This is a genomic window from Enterococcus sp. AZ109 (assembly GCF_051714625.1).
Classification (GTDB): domain Bacteria; phylum Bacillota; class Bacilli; order Lactobacillales; family Enterococcaceae; genus Enterococcus_A.
Genome location: NZ_JBIOSF010000002.1, coordinates 779,699 through 802,975, shown reverse-complemented (window position 1 = coordinate 802,975; position 23,277 = coordinate 779,699). Strand labels below are relative to the sequence as shown.

Annotated in this window: 25 protein-coding genes and 1 CRISPR repeat array; of the genes, 3 read left to right on the top strand and 22 right to left on the bottom strand. The window is 34.9% G+C overall.

The features are described 5' to 3' along the window. Positions 1-50: 50 nt before the first annotated feature. Entirely contained in the window at positions 51-686 is a 636-nt protein-coding gene (locus IGI42_RS20505; RefSeq protein ID WP_438717898.1) for an NAD(P)H-binding protein, read from the bottom strand. 82 nt (positions 687-768) lie between these two features. After that, positions 769-1,140, bottom strand: a complete 372-nt coding sequence (locus IGI42_RS20500) for a MarR family winged helix-turn-helix transcriptional regulator (protein WP_438717897.1) — start codon at positions 1,138-1,140, stop codon at positions 769-771. 242 nt (positions 1,141-1,382) lie between these two features. On the opposite strand from IGI42_RS20500, the gene IGI42_RS20495 reads away from it, so the two are divergent. Both IGI42_RS20495 and IGI42_RS20490 read left to right on the top strand, forming a co-directional pair. Further along, a complete protein-coding gene (locus IGI42_RS20495) occupies positions 1,383-1,760 on the top strand; it encodes a nuclear transport factor 2 family protein (RefSeq protein WP_438717896.1) in 378 nt (125 codons plus the stop codon). A gap of 152 nt (positions 1,761-1,912) precedes the next feature. Then, positions 1,913-2,062, top strand: a complete 150-nt coding sequence (locus IGI42_RS20490; protein WP_438717895.1) for a hypothetical protein — start codon at positions 1,913-1,915, stop codon at positions 2,060-2,062. Between the two features lie 178 nt (positions 2,063-2,240). Here the strand turns inward: IGI42_RS20490 and IGI42_RS20485 are convergent, their stop codons facing one another. Next, on the bottom strand, positions 2,241-2,579 hold the full coding sequence (locus IGI42_RS20485) for a nuclear transport factor 2 family protein (protein ID WP_438717894.1): 339 nt from the start codon (positions 2,577-2,579) through the stop codon (positions 2,241-2,243). Positions 2,580-2,667: 88 nt separating this feature from the next. Between IGI42_RS20485 and IGI42_RS20480 the strand changes: the two genes are divergently transcribed. Next, complete coding sequence (locus tag IGI42_RS20480) at positions 2,668-3,003, top strand: winged helix-turn-helix transcriptional regulator (RefSeq protein ID WP_438717893.1); 336 nt, start codon at positions 2,668-2,670, stop codon at positions 3,001-3,003. Between the two features lie 285 nt (positions 3,004-3,288). On the opposite strand, the gene IGI42_RS20475 is transcribed toward IGI42_RS20480, so the two are convergent. From IGI42_RS20475 to IGI42_RS20385, 19 genes are all read right to left on the bottom strand, one after another. Continuing rightward, positions 3,289-3,675, bottom strand: a complete 387-nt coding sequence (locus IGI42_RS20475) for a type II toxin-antitoxin system HicB family antitoxin (protein WP_438717892.1) — start codon at positions 3,673-3,675, stop codon at positions 3,289-3,291. Between the two features lie 27 nt (positions 3,676-3,702). Continuing rightward, a complete protein-coding gene (locus IGI42_RS20470; RefSeq protein ID WP_438718331.1) occupies positions 3,703-3,834 on the bottom strand; it encodes a type II toxin-antitoxin system HicA family toxin in 132 nt (43 codons plus the stop codon). A gap of 57 nt (positions 3,835-3,891) precedes the next feature. Beyond that, positions 3,892-4,956 (bottom strand): PD-(D/E)XK nuclease family protein, encoded by a 1,065-nt coding sequence (locus IGI42_RS20465; protein ID WP_438717891.1) that lies wholly within the window; start codon positions 4,954-4,956, stop codon positions 3,892-3,894. Positions 4,957-5,402: 446 nt separating this feature from the next. Beyond that, entirely contained in the window at positions 5,403-6,386 is a 984-nt protein-coding gene (locus IGI42_RS20460) for a hypothetical protein (protein ID WP_438717890.1), read from the bottom strand. Between the two features lie 56 nt (positions 6,387-6,442). After that, on the bottom strand, positions 6,443-7,258 hold the full coding sequence (locus IGI42_RS20455; protein ID WP_438717889.1) for a hypothetical protein: 816 nt from the start codon (positions 7,256-7,258) through the stop codon (positions 6,443-6,445). A gap of 168 nt (positions 7,259-7,426) precedes the next feature. After that, the gene (locus IGI42_RS20450; RefSeq protein WP_438717888.1) at positions 7,427-8,536 is read right to left on the bottom strand and encodes a hypothetical protein; all 1,110 of its coding nucleotides are present in this window, start codon (positions 8,534-8,536) and stop codon (positions 7,427-7,429) included. Between the two features lie 387 nt (positions 8,537-8,923). Beyond that, positions 8,924-9,109, bottom strand: a complete 186-nt coding sequence (locus IGI42_RS20445; protein ID WP_438717887.1) for a hypothetical protein — start codon at positions 9,107-9,109, stop codon at positions 8,924-8,926. 232 nt (positions 9,110-9,341) lie between these two features. Beyond that, a CRISPR array of direct repeats spans positions 9,342-9,732; the repeat unit is 37 nt; unit sequence AGTTCTCGTCCCCTATTATCGGGGATAGGTTTCGATT. 113 nt (positions 9,733-9,845) lie between these two features. Beyond that, on the bottom strand, positions 9,846-10,583 hold the full coding sequence (cas6, locus tag IGI42_RS20440; protein ID WP_438717886.1) for a CRISPR-associated endoribonuclease Cas6: 738 nt from the start codon (positions 10,581-10,583) through the stop codon (positions 9,846-9,848). Further along, positions 10,580-11,848 (bottom strand): type III-A CRISPR-associated CARF protein Csm6, encoded by a 1,269-nt coding sequence (gene csm6 / locus IGI42_RS20435; protein ID WP_438717885.1) that lies wholly within the window; start codon positions 11,846-11,848, stop codon positions 10,580-10,582. Before csm6 ends, cas6 begins: the two co-directional genes overlap by 4 nt. A 17-nt stretch (positions 11,849-11,865) precedes the next feature. Then, positions 11,866-12,903 (bottom strand): type III-A CRISPR-associated RAMP protein Csm5, encoded by a 1,038-nt coding sequence (gene csm5, locus IGI42_RS20430; protein WP_438717884.1) that lies wholly within the window; start codon positions 12,901-12,903, stop codon positions 11,866-11,868. After that, entirely contained in the window at positions 12,900-13,820 is a 921-nt protein-coding gene (gene csm4 / locus IGI42_RS20425) for a type III-A CRISPR-associated RAMP protein Csm4 (RefSeq protein ID WP_438717883.1), read from the bottom strand. The genes csm5 and csm4 overlap by 4 nt, the downstream gene beginning before the upstream one ends. A gap of 11 nt (positions 13,821-13,831) precedes the next feature. Beyond that, entirely contained in the window at positions 13,832-14,476 is a 645-nt protein-coding gene (csm3, locus tag IGI42_RS20420) for a type III-A CRISPR-associated RAMP protein Csm3 (protein ID WP_438717882.1), read from the bottom strand. Next, positions 14,466-14,891 carry a type III-A CRISPR-associated protein Csm2 gene (gene csm2 / locus IGI42_RS20415; RefSeq protein ID WP_438717881.1) on the bottom strand — a complete coding sequence of 142 codons (426 nt, stop codon included), beginning with the start codon at positions 14,889-14,891 and terminating at the stop codon, positions 14,466-14,468. Before csm2 ends, csm3 begins: the two co-directional genes overlap by 11 nt. Before the next feature lie 2 nt (positions 14,892-14,893). Next, on the bottom strand, positions 14,894-17,170 hold the full coding sequence (cas10, locus tag IGI42_RS20410; protein ID WP_438717880.1) for a type III-A CRISPR-associated protein Cas10/Csm1: 2,277 nt from the start codon (positions 17,168-17,170) through the stop codon (positions 14,894-14,896). Between the two features lie 1,928 nt (positions 17,171-19,098). Further along, positions 19,099-20,529, bottom strand: a complete 1,431-nt coding sequence (locus IGI42_RS20405; RefSeq protein WP_438717879.1) for a hypothetical protein — start codon at positions 20,527-20,529, stop codon at positions 19,099-19,101. Position 20,530: 1 nt separating this feature from the next. Further along, positions 20,531-21,211, bottom strand: a complete 681-nt coding sequence (locus IGI42_RS20400) for a hypothetical protein (RefSeq protein WP_438717878.1) — start codon at positions 21,209-21,211, stop codon at positions 20,531-20,533. A gap of 743 nt (positions 21,212-21,954) precedes the next feature. Further along, positions 21,955-22,101 (bottom strand): hypothetical protein, encoded by a 147-nt coding sequence (locus IGI42_RS20395; RefSeq protein ID WP_438717877.1) that lies wholly within the window; start codon positions 22,099-22,101, stop codon positions 21,955-21,957. A 115-nt stretch (positions 22,102-22,216) separates the two neighbouring features. Next, positions 22,217-22,723 carry a hypothetical protein gene (locus IGI42_RS20390; RefSeq protein ID WP_438717876.1) on the bottom strand — a complete coding sequence of 169 codons (507 nt, stop codon included), beginning with the start codon at positions 22,721-22,723 and terminating at the stop codon, positions 22,217-22,219. A 292-nt stretch (positions 22,724-23,015) separates the two neighbouring features. Continuing rightward, a complete protein-coding gene (locus tag IGI42_RS20385) occupies positions 23,016-23,267 on the bottom strand; it encodes a hypothetical protein (RefSeq protein ID WP_438717875.1) in 252 nt (83 codons plus the stop codon). Positions 23,268-23,277 lie beyond the last annotated feature (10 nt).

Here is a 23,277-nt window from a genome sequence, read left to right as displayed (position 1 = left end):
GATTACAAAGCTTCTACAAGTTAGTTCGGATATTTCTTTGTTTATGGTGTTTAAATCTTATCCAGTGCTTCTCCGATTGGTGTATCGCCTTGGTGCATAAGAATTACTTTACCGATGGTGTTCGGCCGATCAAGCAGTTGAGCTAAAACAGTGACCACATCGTTAATCGAGTTAGACTGCGGTTCGACCACATTCGTCTCGATCGTACCAGCAGCCTCTACTTCATCCAAATGACCCGGCTGCAAAATTGTATAATCCAATTTCGAATGGTCCATTAACCAGTGATCAGAGAAAAACTTGGCAATCTTGTAGTCAGGAATCTTAGCTAAGAAAGATTTATTCCATTGAGCAGGTTCCAAAGCAAAAATGGAGCTCAAATGAATGTAACGCTTAATCCCCTTCTGCTCAACCGCTTCCATTAGTTTTACTGCACCATATAAATCAGACTGCAGCAGGTCTTTTCCACGAGAACCAGCAGTAAAATAGACTGCATCCACCTCTGGTAAATGCTCTACCATTTCATCCACTGACCAATGGAGATCGAAATGAATCGGGATCACCAAATCCTCCTTAGCTATTTCATTCTCTCTTCTGGCTCCAGCATAGATCTGATTCCCTTCATCAGCTAATGCTTTGATCAATTTCTGACCGACTCTTCCTGTTGCTCCTACAATTAAGACTTTCATTTGGAACCCTCCTTGTGTTTTAGATGCATGCACATGCATATTGTATACTAAATAAAAAGATCGTGCAACCGCTACGATCCATTTATTTTAAATATTCATCTAAAACATCATCGACTGTTTGTTGGCCACTGACTAATTTTTCTTGGCCCTTTTCTGTTAAATTAATATAAATTCCCCGTTTATCGTTATCACAAGAATGGCGTTCAATTACTCCGCAATTTTTGTTCTCCATTCTAGCGATCATGCGTGACATTGCACTCTGACTCAGTCCGACATGTTTTTGCAGGTGATTGAGCCGCATACTTTTATCGTCAGTTGTATTTAAAAAGAATAATACGTAAAACTCGTTTAAGCTTAATCCCTCATTTTCCGAGAGGGCTTTTTCTAAATTATCCTCGATCATTTTTTGCCGATTTCTTAATTCAAGCCATTTTGGCATTAATTGATTATCCATCTATTTCACCACTTCTTTTTTATTCTGCTGCCTGCAACTCTTTACTCCTCGAAGATATTCTATATTGTTTCGCAAGAAATATCTACTGCTTTGTATTTTTTTCATGACTTAACCCACAATTGACAAGCTTTTTTACCAACCTGAATTTTTTTAAAATTCTTGTTGACATCTTGTTAAGAATGATCAATAATACAGATATAGATGCATGCGCATTCATCTTAATAAAATTAAAGGGGTTTTGAATGATGGCAAAAATGGCGATTGACGAATTGGAAAAGGTTTTAACTACGGTGAACTATTACGTAGAAGGTTTGAGAACTGGCAGCATCGAAACAGCTAAAAAAGGCTTCCACGAAGATGCATCTATGTTCGGTTTCAATAATGTTAGCGGATACTTAGGTGGGCCGATTCAAAATCTTTGGGATTTTATGGAAAAGGCTGGTGCAGCACCCAATGTTAAATCAAGAGTAGATATTCTAGCTGCAGAAGATACTACCGCATCAGTTCGAGTTTACTTGGAGCATGATGCTTATGATGATGAATATACTGATTTTCTAATTCTGCTTAAAGCTGACGGCGAGTGGAAAATTACTTCTAAGCTATTCCATTTACATCAGTAAATAACTTTGATAAAAAGGCTAAAATAAGTTCGATCGCTTCGCCAACTATTTGAAATTTCATTTTAAGAAGCGTAAGTGTCGTATGTTCTTAGTTCATATCAATAAAGATACTTTTCATCGTTTTAAATGGTCACTTCCTAGGAGATCTATCAATGATTTTCTTAGAAGTGGCTGTTTTCTATGTAAGAAATCTTTTGACTGATTACAAACTATTAGAAATTCTCTGTGGTCAAACTGCTGTAGTTAGTTTGATCGGTTTGATTTTGAAGTTTCTAAGAGAAGAAGCAGAAATGGAGTCTTAACTGCACAACTACACCGTTCTCTTATTTTCAAGAAAACGGTGTAGTTATAATTTTTTTCAACAAGATAGACCAAGTAATTCTTCTAAAAAGATGTGGACACTTATACATCCTAAGCTGTAGACATTTTACTATCCAGAAAACTTGTCAACAATTTGTCTAAAACGATTGATTTAACAAATTAATAGCCGGTAAAAATTTTTGCGATTATTTTCCAGCCATCCTCATCTTTTTTCAACATATGAAAATCGATAAAGTTTTCTCCTAGATAATCTTCCATCGTAATTCTTATCACTGCAATATCATTTGCAACCTCTAAGATATCGGTTCTTCCTGTTACATTAGTTGGTCCCGCCTGATCTGCTCCATCAAATAAACTTTGAATAGGGTCCCCATTGATCGTAGCATTCGTATGAAAGGCTGGCTTCATTATCTCGCCTTTTCCTTCTTTACAACCATCCAAATACAACTGGGCAACCTGCATAATTTCCTCATAATCCTTTAAATAAATTTTATCCATATTCAACACCCTTTCTAATTTCATTTACAAATTCATTATAGAGTGATACAATCTTTTTGTAAAGTACTTACCTAAAGGAGAGTGTAGAATGAGTAATATAGTAGAAGGAATGAATTTTGATGAGACCGGCTTCTCTTACAGCATGTCCTTAATTTCGGGAAAATACAAACTGCCAATTTTATATTCTTTGTCCGCCTATGGCACATTTCGATACAATGAACTCAAAAGATTTTTAGATCCGATTTCTTTTAAAACATTAACCTCTAATTTAAAGGATTTAGAAAACTGCGGGTTAATTATAAGAAAAGAATATCAAGAAATACCGCCAAAGGTAGAGTATTATTTGTCGGATATAGGAAAATCTTTAATGCCGATTTTAGATCAACTATGCGATTGGGGAGAAGAAAATAGAGCAGAACTGTAGTCATATTTCGTTGTTTTGAGCATTAAAGTTGAACTATTTCACCTTTGATAGTAAAAAATGCTTCGAGGAAATGTGGGCTGTCCATTAAACAAACGCCAAAGTGTTTAAAGAATACAACAAATTTCATAATTAATCTTTTAATCTTAATCTAGCACGATGGTTATTCGTCAGGATTAGGATATAGCGCAGGAGTATCCCGAGAACTTGATGACGAACGGTATAGTGATTTAAATGGTTTCATTTACTAGATGGAAATATCCCAACTAATCACGATACCTAGTTCCCCTAAACACCAAGTTTTTCCTTCAGTGCTTCCGTTAACACCAATGAGAAGTTGATGTTCTCCTGCTTACCTAGCGCATCCAGATAACGAGGAATAGTCAGGGTTTTCTTGATTGCTTGGTTGTCGAATTTCATACGGTACAGCTTAGTATTAACCTCAATTGGAACTAACAAATCACCTTTAGGAATTGTTATTTCAGCAGGTTCCATTGGATCAGGGATCGTCTGTCTATCATCTTCGGCGTTAATCAACCAGCCAGCTAATAAGTCCTTAGCCATATGCAGTGCATCGTGCATATCAGAGCCGAAAGTGAAGGCACCATCTAAACCCGGAAAGGCTACATTGATACCATCGTCGGCCAAATTAAATAAAGCATAGTAAATGTACATAAAATAACTCCTTTCACGCTCAAGCTTTTACAGCAGCCCTGCTTGTTTCAAGATATTTTTTGCCGTTCCGATTGGAATGTCTTTGCTGCGATGCTCAGGAACTGTCACCTTCCCTTGTTTTTTAGGGTGAAGGAAATGCTTGTGGCTTCCTTCTACGATAAGTCAACACGTAACACAAGTGAATGACCTTGCTACAACTGTTTAAACTTAAGTAATTCAGGATTTCATTTTCTTCAATTTAGCATCGATCTTTGTAAAATTTTCTTTATGCCAACGCTTTAAAACTTCAAAAAGTTTATCTAGACTTCGGGATATATCATTAGGGTCAAGCAGTATTCTACTTATCTCATTTTTGGGTGATCCAAATCCTATCTCCTGAAGAATATCCCTAGTCTCCTTCAACTCAACATCTAGATTTAAAACCAATTCTTTGGGAATCAAGAAACCTTTAGTCGCTTTAGGGAATATAAACTCGTAATGAACTCTATGAGTATTCCAATCTGAAAAATATGCTTGAATCCAAAAATTATTTGCATTTTTCCCATTTCCTTTATTCCCAATTGACCAGATTTCCTCCTCGTTTGTTGCATTCATTTTTCCAATTTTTTGCTCTATTAATCTTCTTAAATTTCCAAGTGCTAACTCACCTTGCTCATAAATAGTTTTCAAATCTTTATAATTCTGTACCAAAAAGGAATTCCAATCTTTTGAAGTCACTTTTTCTTCCTCCCTTATATACTCATTTATATAAGTAATGAAGTCTCTTAAATGAATTGAATTTCTGTCATTTAATTTCCAATTTATATCAGTATTATCTAGTTTATCGACAATTTCTTCGTACGTTATTTTGACAAACTCAGCTTTCGGTTCAGCTTTATTACTTCTCGGAGTTAATAAAATTTTTAGTATAGGTAATTCATTTTTTTTATTTTCATAATTGTTACCTTTCCTGAATACACCTTTTTTTAACGCCATAGAATATCGCTCCAATTGATTTACTCCTAGACCTGAATATATTTTATTCTCAATGCCAATAATACATTCATCCATAGTAATTAATATATCAATGATTCCATACTCAGCAAGTGAAACTTCCGTGTTGACTTCAACATTTGAGAAACTGTTGATTTTTATTTTTTCTACTTGTCTCAAATTTTCGTTATATAGTTCTAAAATATTTTTCAATATACTAGGATCACTAAACGTATTTGGGTCGATAAGATATGCGAACCAGTTTGTTATATACGTTTCTTTTCCCTCAATCCCTAGTATGTTCACCATAGTCGCTGTTTTTTTTTCAGTTGAACTTCTGGTAAGTTTTCAAATAGATTATTGTCCATAGAAATTACCTTCTTCGCATATGATTAATTACAAGCTCATTCTCTTATATCTTTAATTCATCATAATATTTACCTTATGATACTTTAAACACATCTATCTTCTGCATTTTAAATTATTTTGAGGCGATTAGCCTCCTGCCGTAAGCAAATACTATTTGCACAATCCTTATTTCCTAGTTAAACAAAGAATATCATCACTTGTAGCATGGAACTAATGCCCTAAGTGATCATATTCGGCTTGTGAAACAGCATACTAGAATCTATATTTAAGCTCTATATCCAAAGTAATTTTTTATTTAATTTGTATTCCACTATTCAAATTCAATGGTAGAAGATACCTTGAAAATAGCCTACTTAGTTTTCTCATTTTTTTGTATTTCCACTTCATCATTCAACAAGTTCCTCTAAAAATTGAAAACTCATAATAGACTCATGAAGCATGATCGGCTGGTACTCTCTTTTTCTACAGAACGACAAGTATATCTCGCAAACTAATCGTATCACATCATAGAAACTCTCTTTTAATTCGCTAGGATTGTAACTTAAGTCCTCATTTTCATGGACAATTTTGTGCCTACTGGTAAAAAGAAAAGAAGTATTATTGTAAAAGTTTTTTCCATATTTTTTTGATAGTTTCCCAAGGATGTCTTTTATTCGAAATTCATTATTAGAAATCTCAGATAAATTTCTGATGACATTGTCCATATTCTGAAAGCTAAAATTATTGGCAAGTATACCTTCGATATCATTTTCTCCATTAATCAAATTCTCAATTTGATAACGGTCCAGCCTTTTATTATAAAGTGATTTGGGGATGAATTTTGAATCTAACAAAATATATTTCCATAATTCCTTAAAAAATATTTCCATATTTGTAACTATATTGACTTCTATTAAACTTATTAGTTTATCCTTGGTAAAATTTGGCGTTCTTTGTTCGTGAACATCACGTAATAATACATCTATTAGAACGGATTGATTAATAAACTTACTATAACTATTATGAAAGAAAACCTCTGCTTGTGATTCACCTTTTATGTTTTCAATAGAATTCTGACTTACATCATTGATATATCCTGATGTTTCACCATTTAGTACATATTTTATATCTAAACAGAGTTGTTGAATGAAAATACTTTGGTTTACGAATGAATGGCCACTAGGATAAATTTTCAGTACTCGTTTATCATTGTCAACTGATTCTAGAGAACAAAAAATTTCCCCATCAAAGCTGTATCTGTCTTTGTAGGTTAAAATACTTTTGTCAGCACACTCAGCTTTTTTAAAACCTTTTATTTCAAGAAGTTTGGTTATTTGTAAAATTTCTATATTTGGTTCAAAAAACACTTGGACAAACCCTCTCGCCGACATATTGTTCCTCCATTTCGCAAAATACATCGTTTTAACACATTTACAAAATAATTTTATTACGGAGATATTCCCTGCGGAGATCCTTGCAACATTTGATAAGCTGTGTTGCGATAGTTCTCAATCATTACAAAGTTGCTATCGTTATACAGTTGAGCAAAATCATAGGCAGTCAGAATTTCATTTGCACGTGTTCTCATATCCATAAATGAATTACCGGCATTAATTGACGCTTGATAGTTACCTTGATCATAATATGATTTGACTCCATTCAGGTAGCTTTCGGCATCCATCATGAAATTCTGGTATTCTTCGCTACTTACCGGAGTTTTGTTAGCATTAGGACTTCCTGGAGCGGCAGGTTGGGACTCAGTGGGACTTTGAGTAACATTTGCTTGCGATTCAGGTTCATAAAATCCATTTAATTCGTTTGTTAATTCCACACTATAATCACTCAGCTTCTGAGCTACGATATTCTCTTGATCATTATCAAGTATTCCAGAATTAGTAATAGCATCTAGCGCTTCTTGATAAGATTCTTGAAGCTTTAATTCCTGTATTTTTACAATTAATTCAATTCCCTGATAGTCTTTTGTAATACGTTCATCATCTGGAGCTTTTCTGGAGGCAAATTCAGCAGCTACTAGCGCTTTATCATATTCTTCTTTTCCAGCGTATTCTTTGTATCGTTCGGTATACAATTCTAACTCTTCATCGTCACTTTTACTCTTCACTTCGTTACTGGTGCTTTCAATTGTTTTTTCTTCTTTGGTAGTCGAATTGTCTGTTTCAGATTGATTTCCATTGTTTTTCGAACACCCCTGTACTCCAATTGATAAAATAATCAACAAACTTAACAAAAAGATCCGTTTCATTTCCATCGCTCACACTATTTATCGATTAGCTGCTCTTTTATTTTCGACTAAAAATAAGAGGAAACCGTTTCCGAAATATTTAGACTGCTCTGACTCTTCTATGCAGAGTACATCACTTATGATACAGATCTTTCTTACTATAACTAGTCACAGTTCTTTACATCTACATTACTCCCAAAATATAGGCGGAATGATTTCAAAGTCAACCAAGGATAAAATGTGATTTTTGAGATTTAATAAATCAGCTTGTTCCTGATTATCCACGTCGAATTTTTTCATGTGTAGATCACTATGACGCACCTTTATTTGGGATAAACTTTTTTTAGAATCTAAACCACTGGTCCACTGATCTATTTTCATATCATAGATTAGAAGGTTGAAAAATTTTTCTGTTTTCTTTTTTTCGATCTGGTAGTCCATTTCGCTTATGATGCCTATGTTTTTTTTGATTATTTGATGAATGATGCTATTTTTCCGACGATATATTTTTATTCGATGCAACATATCATATGTTTCTAACACAGCATTCTTTTGAGGGGTATCTATTATTATGGATGTGATGTTTTGACTTGGCTCTATTACTTTCGAAATTATTTCACCGTGTTTGTTCATACCATGAGCCGAGAAATAAACTTGCGGCGGTTGCCAAGCTTGAGTAAAGATATACTCATCAATTTCGGATAGGGGCTTAATGTCCTGCCAGTCATACATTAAGCGATCTTTTTCCCACTGTGGATGGTAGAAGTTTCTAGTTCTCTTACAAATTATTTTTGCAGTTTGGGCTACTACTAAGCGGAGTTTTTTATTTTTGATTTGATGGCCTAACAATCCGTTTGATACCATCTTACGAAAAGCCCGAGTTAATACCCTATTGGCTGGATAATTCTCATTCGTATACTCATTTTTAACTACAAATTCTAATGCACCTTGAGGATGCCAGCGTGCGCCAAAGTTCTTCTTTCCTCCCACTATATATATACCCATGTGTCCATATCTCATCATTTGTAGGTAAAAGTATTCTGCATAACTCAAACGATTCCAACTAAGCCCGTATAAATACTCTCGTACACTTTCTGAAAAAAACTTTGATTCCGTAAATCCAAAAGGAAAAAAAGAGCGATAAGAATAATAGCCCGAATAAGGTTTATGTCCAGAAACTCTAACAACCGCATAGTACGTAGTCCCTTCCCCGTAATAAAGATAGTAGTAACTACGTTCGCTGGAATTTTTAGTAGCTTCAAAAACGCTGATATTATTATCAAAAATCGCATCTTCCATGATTGAGAATATCTTTTTTCGAAAAGTGTTTGAATATTTTAGATACTTTTTCTTATCAACATACCAATAGTCTAAGTTAGCACTCTCATTCCCCACTACCCTCACCTCTATCAAGCAGATTCGTATATTAACCATCTTATAATCATTTATGATACAGCTTTTTATAGTTCTCTATCTAATGCTTTTATTCTGTCATGAAGAGTTCTTTGATTTTATTAGTAGAGAGCAGGTTTATTTTGCTCTCTCCACTAGGTTTTCAGAATTTCAAGTACATCTTCCTTGATAATTTTTCTGAATTCTCTCACTCATGCAGCTAATATTCATTGCTAATTGCTTGGTCTTTAGCAATATCTCGGCTACTTTTTTCTGAATCTCTTAACCGCTTAGTTAAATCTGTCGGATAAATATACTTGTTACGAATCCATAATCCATGAGAAAATGATAAATTTCTGGCATAGGATCATATATTAAATTTGCAATATCTTCCTCACTTAATTGTTCTGTTATTTCTTTAGCGATTACTTTTATTTTCGACTCTACTTCAAAAGTATCCTCACTATTCGAGCTTCTCATAGATAGATCCTTCGGTTTTCTCGCAGAATAGCCTAAGGAATTGCTAACTACTAAATTTTCAAAAAACGCATCACTTATAGTGTTGAGACACGTATCTTGAGTGATTCTATTGACAAATCACCGAATCAAAATGCTTTAATAATATTCCTAGCACCCCACTGTTAACTATTTCTTTTTTCCAAACTAAATTACAAGTTGTAGAAGTAAACATACATAGGCTGTGCTCGTTCTTGTCTTTCGTCCCCTATTGTCGGGGATAGGTTTCGATTAAAAAGAATGTTGTTGTTGGAATTGAAAAGCATACTGTTCTCGTCCCCTTTTATCGGGGATAGGTTTCGATTAAAAAAATGGCGGCAACAAGAGATATTGACTACGTTCTCGTCCCCTATTGTCGGGGATAGGTTTCGATTTTATCGGATCGATTCATTCTTATCACGAGTTTCAGTTCTCGTCCCCTATTATCGGGGATAGGTTTCGATTCAAAGAACTTCTAGCAAAGTGATGAACGGGGCGCCAAGTTCTCGTCCCCTATTATCGGGGATAGGTTTCGATTACCACTTGAGTTTGATAGCATTCCGCTCTTTATCGTTCTCGTCCCCTATTGTCGGGGATAGGTTTCGATTAGATGCTCTCGAAAACGTGAATATACCAAGCTATAACCATACTATTTCTTGCCCGCAAATCGGGCAATCCACACCTTTTCTTTAACCTGTATGGTCGATTTGCGGGCAAATTTTCATTTAATTATTCGGTATTTCCCCATGCCTAAGCTTGTTTTAATCCCAACACCAGATAACTCTCCAAAAGAAAGCAAAAAGTGGACTAACTGATTAAAAGGTAATGGACCGCTAACTCTAAAAGTAATGTGTCCTACAAATGACGGTATTCTAGTTCCTTCTAAGTGATACTTTGTACTTTTTAGTTGGTAGTTTACGATTGTTACTTGTTCAGTTAAATATTCTAAGGTGTCTCTATCGTATAATTGGTATTCATCATAAAAGGAATCAAACGTTAGCATAATGCTTCTAAAGAACCTTTTAATGTCGGGGAAAATATCATATTGCCCATTAGATTTGAAAGACATTGGTGAACAAATTTTGATTTTCTGATAGCGGATTGGCTTTTGAATCGAGAAACTTTCATGCATCATTTCCGATACGTTATAGTGTTCGACCGTAAAACCTTCAATGTCCACGGTAATATTATGACGCTTCAAAAAAAGGTTGTTTTTGCTAGTCAAGATTTTTACGATACACTCACCCAAGTCTTGAGACAAACAAACAATCTCCCAAATGGATTCCCCATTTTCCAAAAGGAGACGTTGCTTCAATGGACTATACGATGCCGGTTGATGGAGTCTTTCTACAACAGAAGTAGGCAGCCATTCCATCAATGCTCCATGAAGTACACTCCCTATGTTATTATTTTTCAAATTCATTGGCAATTTTAGTCTGACACTTATTTTGACTATCATAGAAGCTTCCTTATCTCTTCATTTAATTTATTGAAATACTCATAATCTTCTTGTTTTATTGTAGGGAAAACCATATTAATCATTTTTTTAACTGCTCTTACCGCCTCAATGATTTTTTTCTCATTATTCTTTTCTTCTAAGTCCAAATTTTCTAGCTTATGTGCAACATTATTTCTGATATCATTGATCCTATTCACGCAAACCATTTCTTTCATCATTGGACTGTTAGGTTCTAAAATTTTAATAAAATCATAATATGCTGGAAAGCTCAGCACTCTTCGTTCATCAAACCGATAGTTTTTCGCTTTTAAAACCTGACAGTAGTCTTTAATAAATTTTTCATTATAAGAAACATTGAGAAAAGGTTTTCCTTTTTCATAAAGAATAAGATTGCGATACTTTCTACTCAAGTATTTCTCCATAACAAATTCCGCAATTGATTTAACTCTAATTAATACTTCAGCAATATCCCTACGTTTAAATCGCATGTCTAATAATAAAAAATGAAACAGTGCTTTCTGCAAATCACAATCCTTATAACTTTTAACAATGTCTGGAAATACTTCATGTGTTTTAATATCCTTAGTTACTTTTTTTAGGCAAGATCGTATCTTACTACCATCATAAAATGCTTTCTGAGCGTCAAGTAACCATAGCACTGCTTCGTAATCATAGTTTTCAATTAGACTTTTCACCTGATTTCGAATCATTGTTTCCCTAAAGCTAATAATAGAAATTTCTTGGCACCGCGAATCAAACTTACTTTCTTCTTCGTTAACTATTTCCAGATCAATATCTTGATCTATTGGTTTTGCATGCTTCGTATGAGCATTACTATTTTTCAGCGGAGTGGACACCTGGATACACTTTTTTTTGCTCGGGTAGGTAATATATTCTAAGCATAAAGTTGTTTCCATTTGAGGGGTACCACTAGTGACGTTTAACAAAAACTTCGCAGTTGGATATCTTGTCTCTAGATTAACCAAATAGTTATGAAATAACTCTTTATAACTATCAAAATCATGTGCACGATCCACTTTTTCAATCTGATATTCTACTAAAGTATTCTCGGATACATTTTTAATTATTTTTTCCCAGTCGAAATGCTTGTGTGGTGGTATCCTATTAGAGCCTTCCCAGATGCTCTCAGTAAAAAAGAGGAAAGCAAGATCTGGTTTATAGTGTCTTACAATGTTTAACATCGCCCCATCGCGATCGTTTCGCCACGGATCTGTATTTCCAATTGGACTAAAAAGAATCTTCATAGACTCACCTCCGATTATTATTTTTCCTCAAATTTTATCAAACAGATTCCTTGTTGATACCACTTATTTTTCGAATAATCGACGGTTGCTTTTAAGATGATGGGAACATTTTGGGGTATTTCTTTCATTTTCCCATATGTGTTTCTAAATCTACTTTGCAAATCTTCAAATACTTCTTTTTTAGCTTCTTCTTTTGGCTGCATTTGATACTTAAGCGTCTTGCTTACAAAACCAGTTCCTCCACCTAAGAAAACTACTTGCGGTCGCTTATGGGCATTTAAAGATTGCGGTACTCCACCGCTAACAATGAACTCTCTTCCTCCTTGAGTTGAAGCAAATCCTACAAACCATTTATTCCAATAATTAACATAAAAGTTTCGAATCCTATTTTCAATCTCTTCGATGCTAATTGCGTCATCTTCTATAGTCAACGTAAAATAGATTTTCGCTCCTGGTTTTATACATTCCCGATAAAGGGGCATTGGCTTGCTTTTTTTGTTGACGTCGATTTTTTGGTAGATTTCCAAGTATTTATCAGGAACTGGCAGAGAGTCGCTAACTTTTATTTTTCCAAATAGAGAATTTTTACTGTTATCTTCTTTATCGCTCTGTAAAATCATGGTTCTTAACGCACCTTTTAAGGAACTTCCAGGAACATAAACTGTATTCTGACCATCGCGAACAAACAGATGCAAGATGTTTAGTGGCATATTTACTGCTGGTCGTTTATGTTTAGTATCCTTATCACGTTCAACTTTCCCTTGATTTACTCGCTCAGTATTGATTACAAATTTTCGCCAGTCTTTTTGATTAATTTTTTGGCGATTCAAGAAATATTTTAAATCTGCATGTTTACTATTTTCAGTAAGATAGTCAATAAAAGCATCTAACTTATTTATTTTCGATAGATATTTCGTTAGCTTAGGTCCATCAACAATATGAACGAGTGATTTGTGTTGATCATAAATGTACTCTTGCTTTTTTATCACCTTCCCGCATCCAATATGAACTGGACCATAAGTTGTGATCGTTACCAAATACGATTTATAGCTCATTGTGTCACCTCCAGCCACATAGCTTTAGCATATCGGTATACTGGATGTTTTCCATTTTCACCAACATCGTATATTTCACCTTTAAACGGATATTTGAAGACAGAACCAGCAGAAAAGCTATAAAAGTCTTTTTTCTTTACTAGATTCTCATGAAATGTCACTGATTGAATAAAACCCGTCCGTTTTTTTAAGATGAATCGCGCCTCTTCACAGCAGTTTTCTAATTCCGCTTCCGTCCCTCTAGCAGTAGATAATAAAATATGGCTATTACCTTCTTGTGAAATCAACTGTTCCATTGTGTCATCCTGAATTACCTGGTAAGTAAATCTGCCATAGCCAGCAAATCTTTCCCCACCCAACCCAGAATATTGAAGCGCATCCATGATTTTTAACAACTTTTGTAAGGTCTCATCTGAGCCTTTGAAAATAAAGTACAGACCTGCATTTGGATAGAATTGATAGGTTCCAACCGCATACGGTTTACTATCCCCTGTTCCTTGCTCCTCCACTGCTTTCAACGAAACTTTTGCTTGCATATTATAAGAACCTATTTGAAAACTTTCGATTATTTGCTTGACGTTATCGCTTGATAGTTTCCCGTCAACATAATCGAGATACCGTGATACTGGCACATATTCTAATTTTTTAAATATTTTATGGTTTGTATCATCTTGATTTTGTGCCGTTACTCTTATCAGTGGTTTCGGTAAAAATAATTCCTGGTCACAGTAAGGGAACGTATCGCTAATAATCAACTCATCCATCAACCAGTCAGTATCTACATCTAAATTTAGTGCTTCTATGAAAAGAGCACTAAAGAGGGTGTCTGAATGAATAACCATCTCACTATCACTTAGACGCTTATTTCCAAAATGGACAGGGGAGTTAAAAGCGAGTCTTATAATCTGAGTTGTCATATTTGCTCCACCTACTTCACTGTTAAATTAGAACTATCATAATCTCCGACTACTGTCTTCACTTCGGTAATTTCAAAAGAAACCCGTCCGTTTCCTCGAGTACCACCGCCACCAAGATAATCGTTTTCTAATAACTTCAATGCTTTTTTGATATTTTCAAAATCCTCTGAAACTTCCAACTCGTTTTCAACATTGTAAATAATATGCAAATCGAACTTTGACCCACGTATCACACGCTCTATTTGCCTGGGTTTAGCCTTTGAGGTTAAACGATCAATGGTGTTTTCGAATTTTGTCTCCGTATACGGCAGATTTCTTTGATCGAATTCATCTTTACTCGTTTTCGAATAGAATGCATCTGAGATCTGTAAACGCGACTTTTTCATGTTCCCTTTCTTACTGGAACCAAATAATCTTAGTACTTCAGGTGCATCATCGTTATGTTCTTTTTTCATTGTTTGAAAGCCAAAATCTGTAGCTAAAAGACTTCTCATTTTTCCTTTAATCGAGCTTCCTGGAATAATAGGCATGTATGTATTGGGATCACGAACGACTGGAGAGTCCAGAGCCCCAATGGCGCTAATTTCCCCACCGCTACCAATGTGCAAACCTGTTATAACTTCGATATATCCACTAATGCGAATTTTAGAATTCATTATAATCCCCCATTTTATAAAATTTTGCATAAGCAACTAACGCTTCAAAATACTTACAATAGTCCAGAAAAAATTTCCTGGTTTTCTCTTCCAGCACCTTGTCCACAAGCAGGCTAATGCTTGTTTCTTCAATAAACTTCCGAACTGCTTTATCTCTACCTGCTTCATACGCAAATTTTACTTTCAAGTACTCTAACTCATCTTTAATATCTTCTGATAATTCACTAGAGGGATTATTATAAACTTTAATATATATATGGTTCACTAAATCCAATAAGTTTCGTAGTTTACTTGTTGTTAAACCATCAAAAAAAGTATATTTGTTCTTACCATCTTTCTTTCGATTATCTTCTACTACCTTACGTGCGTAATTTAAATCTATCGGTGTACCGTTTTTGGTTTTTGCTAACTCCATCATTACCCCTCCCTAATCTCATAAATATAATATTCTAAGGCTGTTATCAATTGCTCTTTTTCTTCCGGGATTTGAGTCCAATGGAAAATCTGCTGAGAAAACCGATCACTCATTTTGCTTCTGGCTAGCAAATAGGCCAACCGAGCAATATTAATTTGGTCATCATTGCGCAATAATTCCAGTATCTTGTAAATAAATGATTTTCCTTTTTCTGAATTTCTTTTAAAAGCATTACGAATCACTGTCAGTTTCTCCGCTAATATTTTCTCTGCTAATATTTCCCAAGAATAGGTCTTTTCTTTTGTCCATAATGCGACTTGATTTTTTTCACCTTGTTTAGCAGCATCCTCTAAAAGACCTGCTTCAAAAGCCATTTTTGATACAGGATATTGAGGTGGGAACAGAGCGATACCGGCAGAAAACGTTAATTTACCTAAAACAAATTCCTCAAATTTTCTACGAATTTCAAGCCCTTTTATTATTACGTCATCCCAAGCACCAATTAAAAACAAATCATCTCCACCAGAATAGATCACTGTAATCTTCGAGCCCTCAAGAATATTATTCAGCTCATATTTAAAAAATACTGAGAGGTTTCTAGATAAGCTAGTTGTTCTCGCCAAAGAATTGTAATTTTCTGGAATGCCGTTCATAAATGTTCTTCCTAAGTTATCAATATCTGCACGCAAAACGCCAAGTCTTTGAATACCCATCTCCCGATCTGCATAGCTAGCGATACCTAGATCTTTTGTCTCCAAATCTGTACTTGCCAGATCATAATCACACATCCATAAATTTGTTGAAATATTTTTTCCTGTGAACGGGTGATTTTTACTGTATATTCGCAATTTATTCCCTGTAGTTAATAACCTTTCTGCTTGTTCTTTTGATACCACAGAAAGCCTTTCCCCAAATGGTAACGACACATTACCTTCTCTGCCTACAACAAAGAAACTTTTATCTCTTAAATCATTAGAAATAAAGATGAGGCTCTCACAAATAGAGCAGAGATCATTCTTGTTTATCTTTAAATCACTGCGTAGACACTCTTTGCACTCTCTTTCACCCTGTGCATGTGTGTTATTACATAATTGAATAATATCTTTAGCATCATACTTATTTACCTTCTTTTCAGACAGCTTTTGACTAACTCCTTGCCAAATCTGTTTATAGTTGCCATTGGTATTCATTAGATCATTTCCACTACATACTTGATAAGCCATACTCATAGAAAGATCAACAGTAAACATTTTAAGGAACCACCCTCGTAGCTCTTTTTCAAAAGCAGCAACTTTATCTTTCCCCGTTTTAGTATTCGGAAGAAGGAGATAGGCATGACCGCCACCAGTATATAAAAGGTTGGCTCGGGTGAGATTCAATCTATCTAGCAGGTCGTCTACCACAACTTCAAGCATCATTTCTAGATAGAAACTGCGCGCTCGCAAACTTTTTAACGCTTGTGATCCACTAATATTGTAAATGAAATCCTGAATGCCACTCATGTCCATACTCATCAATAAAAAAGCCTCTTCGTCATAAAACGCTTTTCTTCTATCCTCAGATGAAAATAATTCCTGTTTGAAATCTCGAATGTTCTTTTCTTTCAAATAGTCATAGATGCACGAAGCAATAGCACAAGTCAACTTACTGTGATCGTGTAAAGAAATGTCAACTAACTGCTTCACATTTGTAGAACTCGGAAGATAACTCCACAAGCTTTCTACCCATTGTAGAAGAGAAGAAAAATCATCGGTTGAAACTTTTAGCTTAGTTCTCAAATCATGATCCATCGCTGCCTTGATCTTTGCATAATTTTCTCTGCTATAGCTCTTTTCTGTCTCACTAGGATACTTAACGATTTCACCCATACCAAAAGAATACGACCCTGTAGCTATTCCTAAGTTTTCAGAATTTACGATATTAAAAATACTACTGAGTGGAGCCGTTCGGTTGAATGGGTGATGGTTCCCTTCATCTTGAGACTTATCCCCTTCTTCAAGATCCTCCATCCGCTCTAAACCGTTTGCAATATTATCTGCTACATAAGTGATATAAGCTAGACTGTCGTTACTTATAGGAGCACGGCATAGCTCTTTATAATGATGAAACCGAACGCTCTCTTCAATACCTTTTCGCTGGAATTCTTTATAATGCGACAAATACTCCCAACCTAATTTTGAATGAGTATCCATTACGAATTCATTAGAATTGCTGCGGTAAATAATTTTCCCAATGTCATGCAACAATGACCCGTACATCAGCTCTAATTTTTCGTCCATTTTGCCCTCCTTAATGCTGCTCAATTCTTATACTACAACTCTATATGTTACCAAAAGCAGCGCTATAAATAATTTCTTCTTTAGATACAAATTTTTAAACTAGTCTCTGGTACTTTCTTCGATTAACGTATCAGTAGTCTTCCAATCGTTGATACACGCTCATCTATAAGTGTGTCTCTTTCAAAAAGATCCATCACGTTTAGGAATTTCAAACTTTCCCCTCTTATCAAAATAGATTATTAGCGTTCTACACAGATAGATCCCTTCACATACATTACTTCTCCCTAACTCAAATTGCTACTTTATAGTGATTCAACTATTTCAGAAAATATACTGCTAATTATTGAAATGATTTTTTAGTGGCAGCAGCTAAAGATCCACACGTTTGTGTGTCTCGTCCCCTGATATTCGGGGTAAACTTTGATACGCCTGGAATATTTGATCTGGATTAGAAGAAGCCATTAAGAACGGCGAGTTTTCGTCCCCTGACATTCGGGGGTAAACTTTGATGATTGATAAAGAACCTACGTTGCCGTCATAGTTTTCGTCCCCTAACATTCGGGGGTAAACTTTGATACGTGCTCTCGAAAATACCGATACTTCCATTCAAAACCACATTATTCTTTGCCTGGTAACAGGACAAGCTTCCGCTTTTTATCCAGCTTTGTGGTCAATCTGTGGTCAAAATTTTGTTTGATTTTTGGGTTTATCTTACTCGCTATGCTTTTCATAACTCTAACATTAACCAACTCTCCAATAGAAACCAGAAAGTGTTTAAAATGGGGAACTACAAAGTCAGTATCCTTCTGCTACATCACTTCTTCCTAAGTTAAATTGCTACTTTGTAACGATTTAACTATCTTAAAAAATCTGCTGCTAATTACTGAAATGTTTTTTTAGTGGCGGCAGCTAAAGATCCACACATTTGTGTGTCTCGTCCCCTGACATTCGGGGGTAAACTTTGATTCTACGTGTTTTCGCTAGCCTAATACTTGCAGTTTTCGTCCCCTGACATTCGGGGGTAAACTTTGATACGTGCTCTCGAAACTACCGATACACCCGTGCAAAACCACATTATTCTTTGCCTGGTAACAGGACAAGCATCCCCTTTATATCCAGCTTTGTGGTCAATTTTTGACCAAAATTTCGCTTGATTATTTGATGTGTTCTTCGAATAAAGACGACTAGCATTATTTACAAAGCTACAACGACTTATTCTAAATCAAGCGGTACTAACAATACCATTCCTACTCTTCTTTCGTTTCATTTATAGTTGCATACTTTTAGGAACAATGTTTCCACAACTTAAACTTCCTGATTTTAATTAAGTGTGATTGTTATATAGACCTTCAAACTCAGCAGTTCCAGGCTCCTAGGTGATGTTTCAACTCTTGGTAATAAAAAGCCCATAGAATATATCCTTTTTCTTGTCCCATCCTCCTTTTTCGAAAATGAGTTAAAAGTAGCTGTCTTTTCAAATACTTTTAAGATAGGCTTCAGGAATTTTATGCCCTTCGAAAAAAAGACTAGCCAAACTAGTTGTTAGTGATTCTTGTTCATTCTTAGGCAATCAATAATAGTAACTCAGTTAATAAATTTTCCCTTCCTATCTTTTTTAAAACAAGAGATTACTTGATAAATTAGCTGGAAAAGGGCATTAATTGCTACAACTATTTAAATTTTATAGATAAAACAAGCAGATGTTTGAATTCTCTCATCTAGATTAAAATTTTATGCAGAAAACGCTCAGTATCACGTCACATAATCGTTTGTCTTTACTCCATCGTAACCTAGCTTATATTATCTAAAACAATTCAAAGTTTCTAGAAAACTTTTAATACGCTAAAAGACAATCTTACCCATGTCATTTTTAAACTAGTTTTTACCAACCCCACTATCTACTTTCAATCCTAACCCTTTCTATCAATTTACTTTTTATCTAGAAGCACCAATTTCTTCTCTTCCTTGATAATTTCCTCTAACTTTGTTCTTGTCTCACTCATGGTACCTTTACCTGCTCCAATAATTTCTCCAACTTTTCCGTCTGTATATAAGTTAGCATCTATAATGGGATTGTAGGTTATACCATCGATGCCTTCCAACGAGATAGGGGACTCATGAATAAGACTTGGAATCATTTTGTTGTGAAAAATGGATTCTTTAAATTTATTTTCCCCAAAATTTTTCATATATCCCGCCAACACTGTGTTTCCATAAGGTTCTGTGTCGTAAGGTTCACCCAAAGATTTTGGACTTTCGTAGTAAGGAAATTTCAAATATCTAAGCACATCTAATGTGACTATCGCTTTTGCTCTCAGAGTCTGTTTTATTCTGGATTTTTGACATTCATCCTCAAATCTTTTAATAGAGTATAGCAGCGCAGCGAAGTAGCTATGAAAATCTGATTCTTGATCAAAAAGTGTTCTCAAATCACCCGCGTTCCCTGTTTTTGTTACAGATTGCCCACTATAGACCGTTCGTACGCCATTTTTATTATTGTCAACATTTTCATCATAGCCTAAAGTGTAGTTCCATTCTAAATAGTCGATTGCGTAAGTATAGATTTTTGAAGACTTTGAATAGTCAAATACTCCCATATCTCTTAACAAATAAACCATTTTTTCGGCATTTATATTCCGTAGTTGATATCTTCCGGTTTTCATTTTTTTTGCAGCACGAATAATTTTAAGAACGTTGTCATTGTCTGCTTCAGAACCTGCATTTATTTCATGTGGATCAAGATATAACGATTTTTTCGCAATTTCAAACAAGTTCTCTCTGTATTTTTTGCGAGAAAATACTTCTGTCTCCTTTAAATTATCAATGATTTGTTCTAAGGATAGTTCCCCCATTCCGTCATTTGGCAGAACTATTTTTTCAAGTAGTTTACAAACTTTCATAGCCCTATTGGCGACATTCCTTATTTTCTCACTGACAACGATTGTTTTTTCTTCATTCTTAATTTCCGATTCAAGCCACCTGAAGTTTTTATATAAAAAATTAGACAATTTTCCCTTTTCAGAATCGTGTGCCATGATTACTTTCAATGCATTATGTTTTTTCGCTGTGTCATAAATAAAGAGGGAGATATTTTGGATCAATTCTTGGTGATAATCTGACAATTTATACATTTTTATAAAGATACATTCAGCCTTTTTTTGGACAGTATTCGCATTACCTTGCAGATACCACTTTTCAATTTCTTCATTCTTTATTAACCCAACTACCATTAAGTTCAGTAATTCCAATTGAAAACTTTCATTAAAAAGAACAGATCTTTTTTGGACAGGTACTTTTAATATTTCTAAGTTGTTAATAATCTCTTCTACCTCTAAGCATTTCCATGGCGATTGCCCCATACTAATCCACCTCTTCTGCGATTAGGCCAAGAATGAATTTTTCTGGATCTGGAATGTTTATTTTTTTAGCAGTTTCAATCAACTTATTTAGCTCAAGTACTCCCGTGTAATCGTACAAATAAGCTTTATCCATTTTTGGCTTGTTATCCTTACCTCGTTCTAAATTTCCATAGTATATCCCACAAACTTCAGTTCCTTTTCGTAAATATTCTATAGAAGAAAGTAAGTAATTCATGATTACAGTCATTGCTTTAGTCCCATACGTGATATCTGCATAGATTTCTGTATTTTCTTCAATATTACTAAGTAAACCTAAAAACATAGAAACTCCTGTAGATAAACGCTGATCGCTGGATAGTTCCACCACTGAGATGAGTTCATCATTATCCAAGGATTCATCCAGCTCTGCCAATTGCTCCCGAAAAACTTGTTCAGCAGAATCGGTATTGTCATTTTCAGCTTTGACTAAGATTATTCTCATCTCCGATTCCGAATCCTGTTCACGAATACTTCTTATTACAGGTAGAATCGGGTAACTGCATATATAGTCTTTTGGTACTGTAATTTGTTCTTTTGCGGTACCTATTGGTTTATAATTAACTTTTGCAAGACTTTGTTGTGCTATAACTGATATAAACACTTGCTTAATTCCAGTTCCAACAAACTTGATTTCATTTTCCATCAGTATTCCTTCTCTCTCAAACTTTTTCAATACAGTCCTGTTTAACTATATCTTCATACAAAGTTGTAGTAATTAACAATAATTAGTACTCCTCTTTAAAAGTAGATGGCAATCAAAAATGCTAAATACTTAAAAAAAACTATTTTACATTAATAAAGAAAACGTTTTTTTTAAAATCATTATATCATAAGACTGTTTTTGTCGTATAGATAGCAAATAATGCGTTGATTACTATTTTATTACCACCGTACTTGGCACTTACTCGTAGGATTAAGAAAGGCTTAGCAAACTCGCTTAGCTTTAGAGCACCGGAGGTAGGTACTGTTCCCCATCAATTCTGCTAAGACAATCGTTATATCTCATAGCAACAGGACTAAAACGGGCTAAACTGCTCCTCAATTTCGCATATTGCTGATAAAGTTAGTTTGGGAAGCTAGACTGCGTTAACAGTGCTGTAATAAGATTTATTATTGTGAAAAACTCCCCCTTTTTTTATTAGAGACAAAAAGGGGGAGTGTCAAAAAGAATGATAACTCCACCTTTTTGACGCTCCCCTTATCTGCTTCCCTGCTGCTAAAAAAGGTGTTGCCCTACCTAATTTTCACAGTCCATTGCTCAAGGTATCTTGATCGTTTTCAATAAACTGTTTTCAGACTCTTTGCTTCATTATTCTTGATTTATAGCCATTGACTGTTTGGTTTCCTTTTTTATAAACTCATTAAAACGTGTTTTTAGCACTTTTACTAATACTCTTTCCCACAGTAGGGACATTTGACACTTTGTCCATTAACCGAATGAGGAACATAAAACACTTTTCCACATTGGTAGCCTGTGCAACGTCTTGATACATCCATCGGATTTTTTTTGTGCTTCAATCCATTAATCGCCATCTTTTTTTCCTCCTGTTTTTGTTTTAAACTTAGGGACCTTTTAGGAACTAAATTGCAGCTTACAAGGGGACTTTGTACCTATCAAATATGTCTTTTATTGTTTCTAACTTTTATCCTACCTGACATTGCACAAATCCAAAATTCTGTTAGCTTCATTAAATACTTGGATGCCATTTTCAATCAAATCCGTGAGTTCTTTAAGTATCAAATTCTCGATTGCCGTCTCATACTCTTGTCCAAAATCATCTCCGAAAATAGAATCGTAAGAGTAATCTCGGTAAACCATAAGCCCGCTGAACATCTGATGGTAACCCAAAATGTATTTCTCCGAGCAGCTATTTTTTAATCGATTAATTTTCACATGATCAGAAAGATCAAAATGATAATTATGCATATCATCTGGCAGCTTTATTCCATTGGAAATGTAATCAGCTGTAAAACGAATTTCATCTTGATAAAAGCGTGCGGATACCATCAACTTCCCATTGCTTAGTCTTGGATTTTGCAACCATGATGTAAATAGAATTGGACAATTATCTCTATCCGTGACTTCATCAATATGAAAATATTGGTTCATCATCTTTTTTATTCGCTGATAAGATCTTACTCGGTTCTTTTCCATTTTATCGCCTCCAGTATGATTATGTTTAGCTTGACTTACGGGAACACTTTTTTTAAGACATAGCAACTAGCTCAAAAATGAAATTTCATATCCATAATTCGAACATTTACTGTTTTTACAAACACGGACTACTTTTCCATTTGGCAGATCTCTAACAAAAAACAATGAACTTCCACACACTGAACATTTACAATTACTCATTTTAATTCCTCCATTTCCCAAACCTTCAGAGACAGACAACCATAAAGCTTACTCCTTTTTTGAACCCCTCCTCTCGTTTATCATTGGCCAACTACAAGTAACTAGCAGCGCTACGAATTGCTGCGTTGACATCACCTCCTGATGGATTGTTTAACGTTGTTCGATACGGATGTTTCCCTCTTGAGAGACTAGCTACAACTTCAACTTGACCATTCCCCCGGTGGATGATATGAACATGAGGATAATTGATGGTAGGGTTCCCTTGCTTATCCACGAAGTATTCGATTCTACCTCCTTTAGTATAGATTGAGTAAAACTCATTAAATCCATTAGCTTTTTGCATAATCCTTTTC

Bases quoted from the DNA above. Each gene is read 5' to 3' on its own strand.
- IGI42_RS20505 (WP_438717898.1), bottom strand. From the start codon at position 686: ATGAAAGTCTTAATTGTAGGAGCAACAGGAAGAGTCGGTCAGAAATTG.
- IGI42_RS20500 (WP_438717897.1), bottom strand. From the start codon at position 1,140: ATGGATAATCAATTAATGCCAAAATGGCTTGAATTAAGAAATCGGCAA.
- IGI42_RS20495 (WP_438717896.1), top strand. From the start codon at position 1,383: ATGATGGCAAAAATGGCGATTGACGAATTGGAAAAGGTTTTAACTACG.
- IGI42_RS20490 (WP_438717895.1), top strand. From the start codon at position 1,913: ATGATTTTCTTAGAAGTGGCTGTTTTCTATGTAAGAAATCTTTTGACT.
- IGI42_RS20485 (WP_438717894.1), bottom strand. From the start codon at position 2,579: ATGGATAAAATTTATTTAAAGGATTATGAGGAAATTATGCAGGTTGCC.
- IGI42_RS20480 (WP_438717893.1), top strand. From the start codon at position 2,668: ATGAGTAATATAGTAGAAGGAATGAATTTTGATGAGACCGGCTTCTCT.
- IGI42_RS20475 (WP_438717892.1), bottom strand. From the start codon at position 3,675: ATGTACATTTACTATGCTTTATTTAATTTGGCCGACGATGGTATCAAT.
- IGI42_RS20465 (WP_438717891.1), bottom strand. From the start codon at position 4,956: ATGGTGAACATACTAGGGATTGAGGGAAAAGAAACGTATATAACAAAC.
- IGI42_RS20460 (WP_438717890.1), bottom strand. From the start codon at position 6,386: ATGTCGGCGAGAGGGTTTGTCCAAGTGTTTTTTGAACCAAATATAGAA.
- IGI42_RS20455 (WP_438717889.1), bottom strand. From the start codon at position 7,258: ATGAAACGGATCTTTTTGTTAAGTTTGTTGATTATTTTATCAATTGGA.
- IGI42_RS20450 (WP_438717888.1), bottom strand. From the start codon at position 8,536: ATGGAAGATGCGATTTTTGATAATAATATCAGCGTTTTTGAAGCTACT.
- IGI42_RS20445 (WP_438717887.1), bottom strand. From the start codon at position 9,109: ATGAGAAGCTCGAATAGTGAGGATACTTTTGAAGTAGAGTCGAAAATA.
- cas6 (WP_438717886.1), bottom strand. From the start codon at position 10,583: ATGATAGTCAAAATAAGTGTCAGACTAAAATTGCCAATGAATTTGAAA.
- csm6 (WP_438717885.1), bottom strand. From the start codon at position 11,848: ATGAAGATTCTTTTTAGTCCAATTGGAAATACAGATCCGTGGCGAAAC.
- csm5 (WP_438717884.1), bottom strand. From the start codon at position 12,903: ATGAGCTATAAATCGTATTTGGTAACGATCACAACTTATGGTCCAGTT.
- csm4 (WP_438717883.1), bottom strand. From the start codon at position 13,820: ATGACAACTCAGATTATAAGACTCGCTTTTAACTCCCCTGTCCATTTT.
- csm3 (WP_438717882.1), bottom strand. From the start codon at position 14,476: ATGAATTCTAAAATTCGCATTAGTGGATATATCGAAGTTATAACAGGT.
- csm2 (WP_438717881.1), bottom strand. From the start codon at position 14,891: ATGGAGTTAGCAAAAACCAAAAACGGTACACCGATAGATTTAAATTAC.
- cas10 (WP_438717880.1), bottom strand. From the start codon at position 17,170: ATGGACGAAAAATTAGAGCTGATGTACGGGTCATTGTTGCATGACATT.
- IGI42_RS20405 (WP_438717879.1), bottom strand. From the start codon at position 20,529: ATGGGGCAATCGCCATGGAAATGCTTAGAGGTAGAAGAGATTATTAAC.
- IGI42_RS20400 (WP_438717878.1), bottom strand. From the start codon at position 21,211: ATGGAAAATGAAATCAAGTTTGTTGGAACTGGAATTAAGCAAGTGTTT.
- IGI42_RS20395 (WP_438717877.1), bottom strand. From the start codon at position 22,101: ATGGCGATTAATGGATTGAAGCACAAAAAAAATCCGATGGATGTATCA.
- IGI42_RS20390 (WP_438717876.1), bottom strand. From the start codon at position 22,723: ATGGAAAAGAACCGAGTAAGATCTTATCAGCGAATAAAAAAGATGATG.
- IGI42_RS20385 (WP_438717875.1), bottom strand. From the start codon at position 23,267: ATGCAAAAAGCTAATGGATTTAATGAGTTTTACTCAATCTATACTAAA.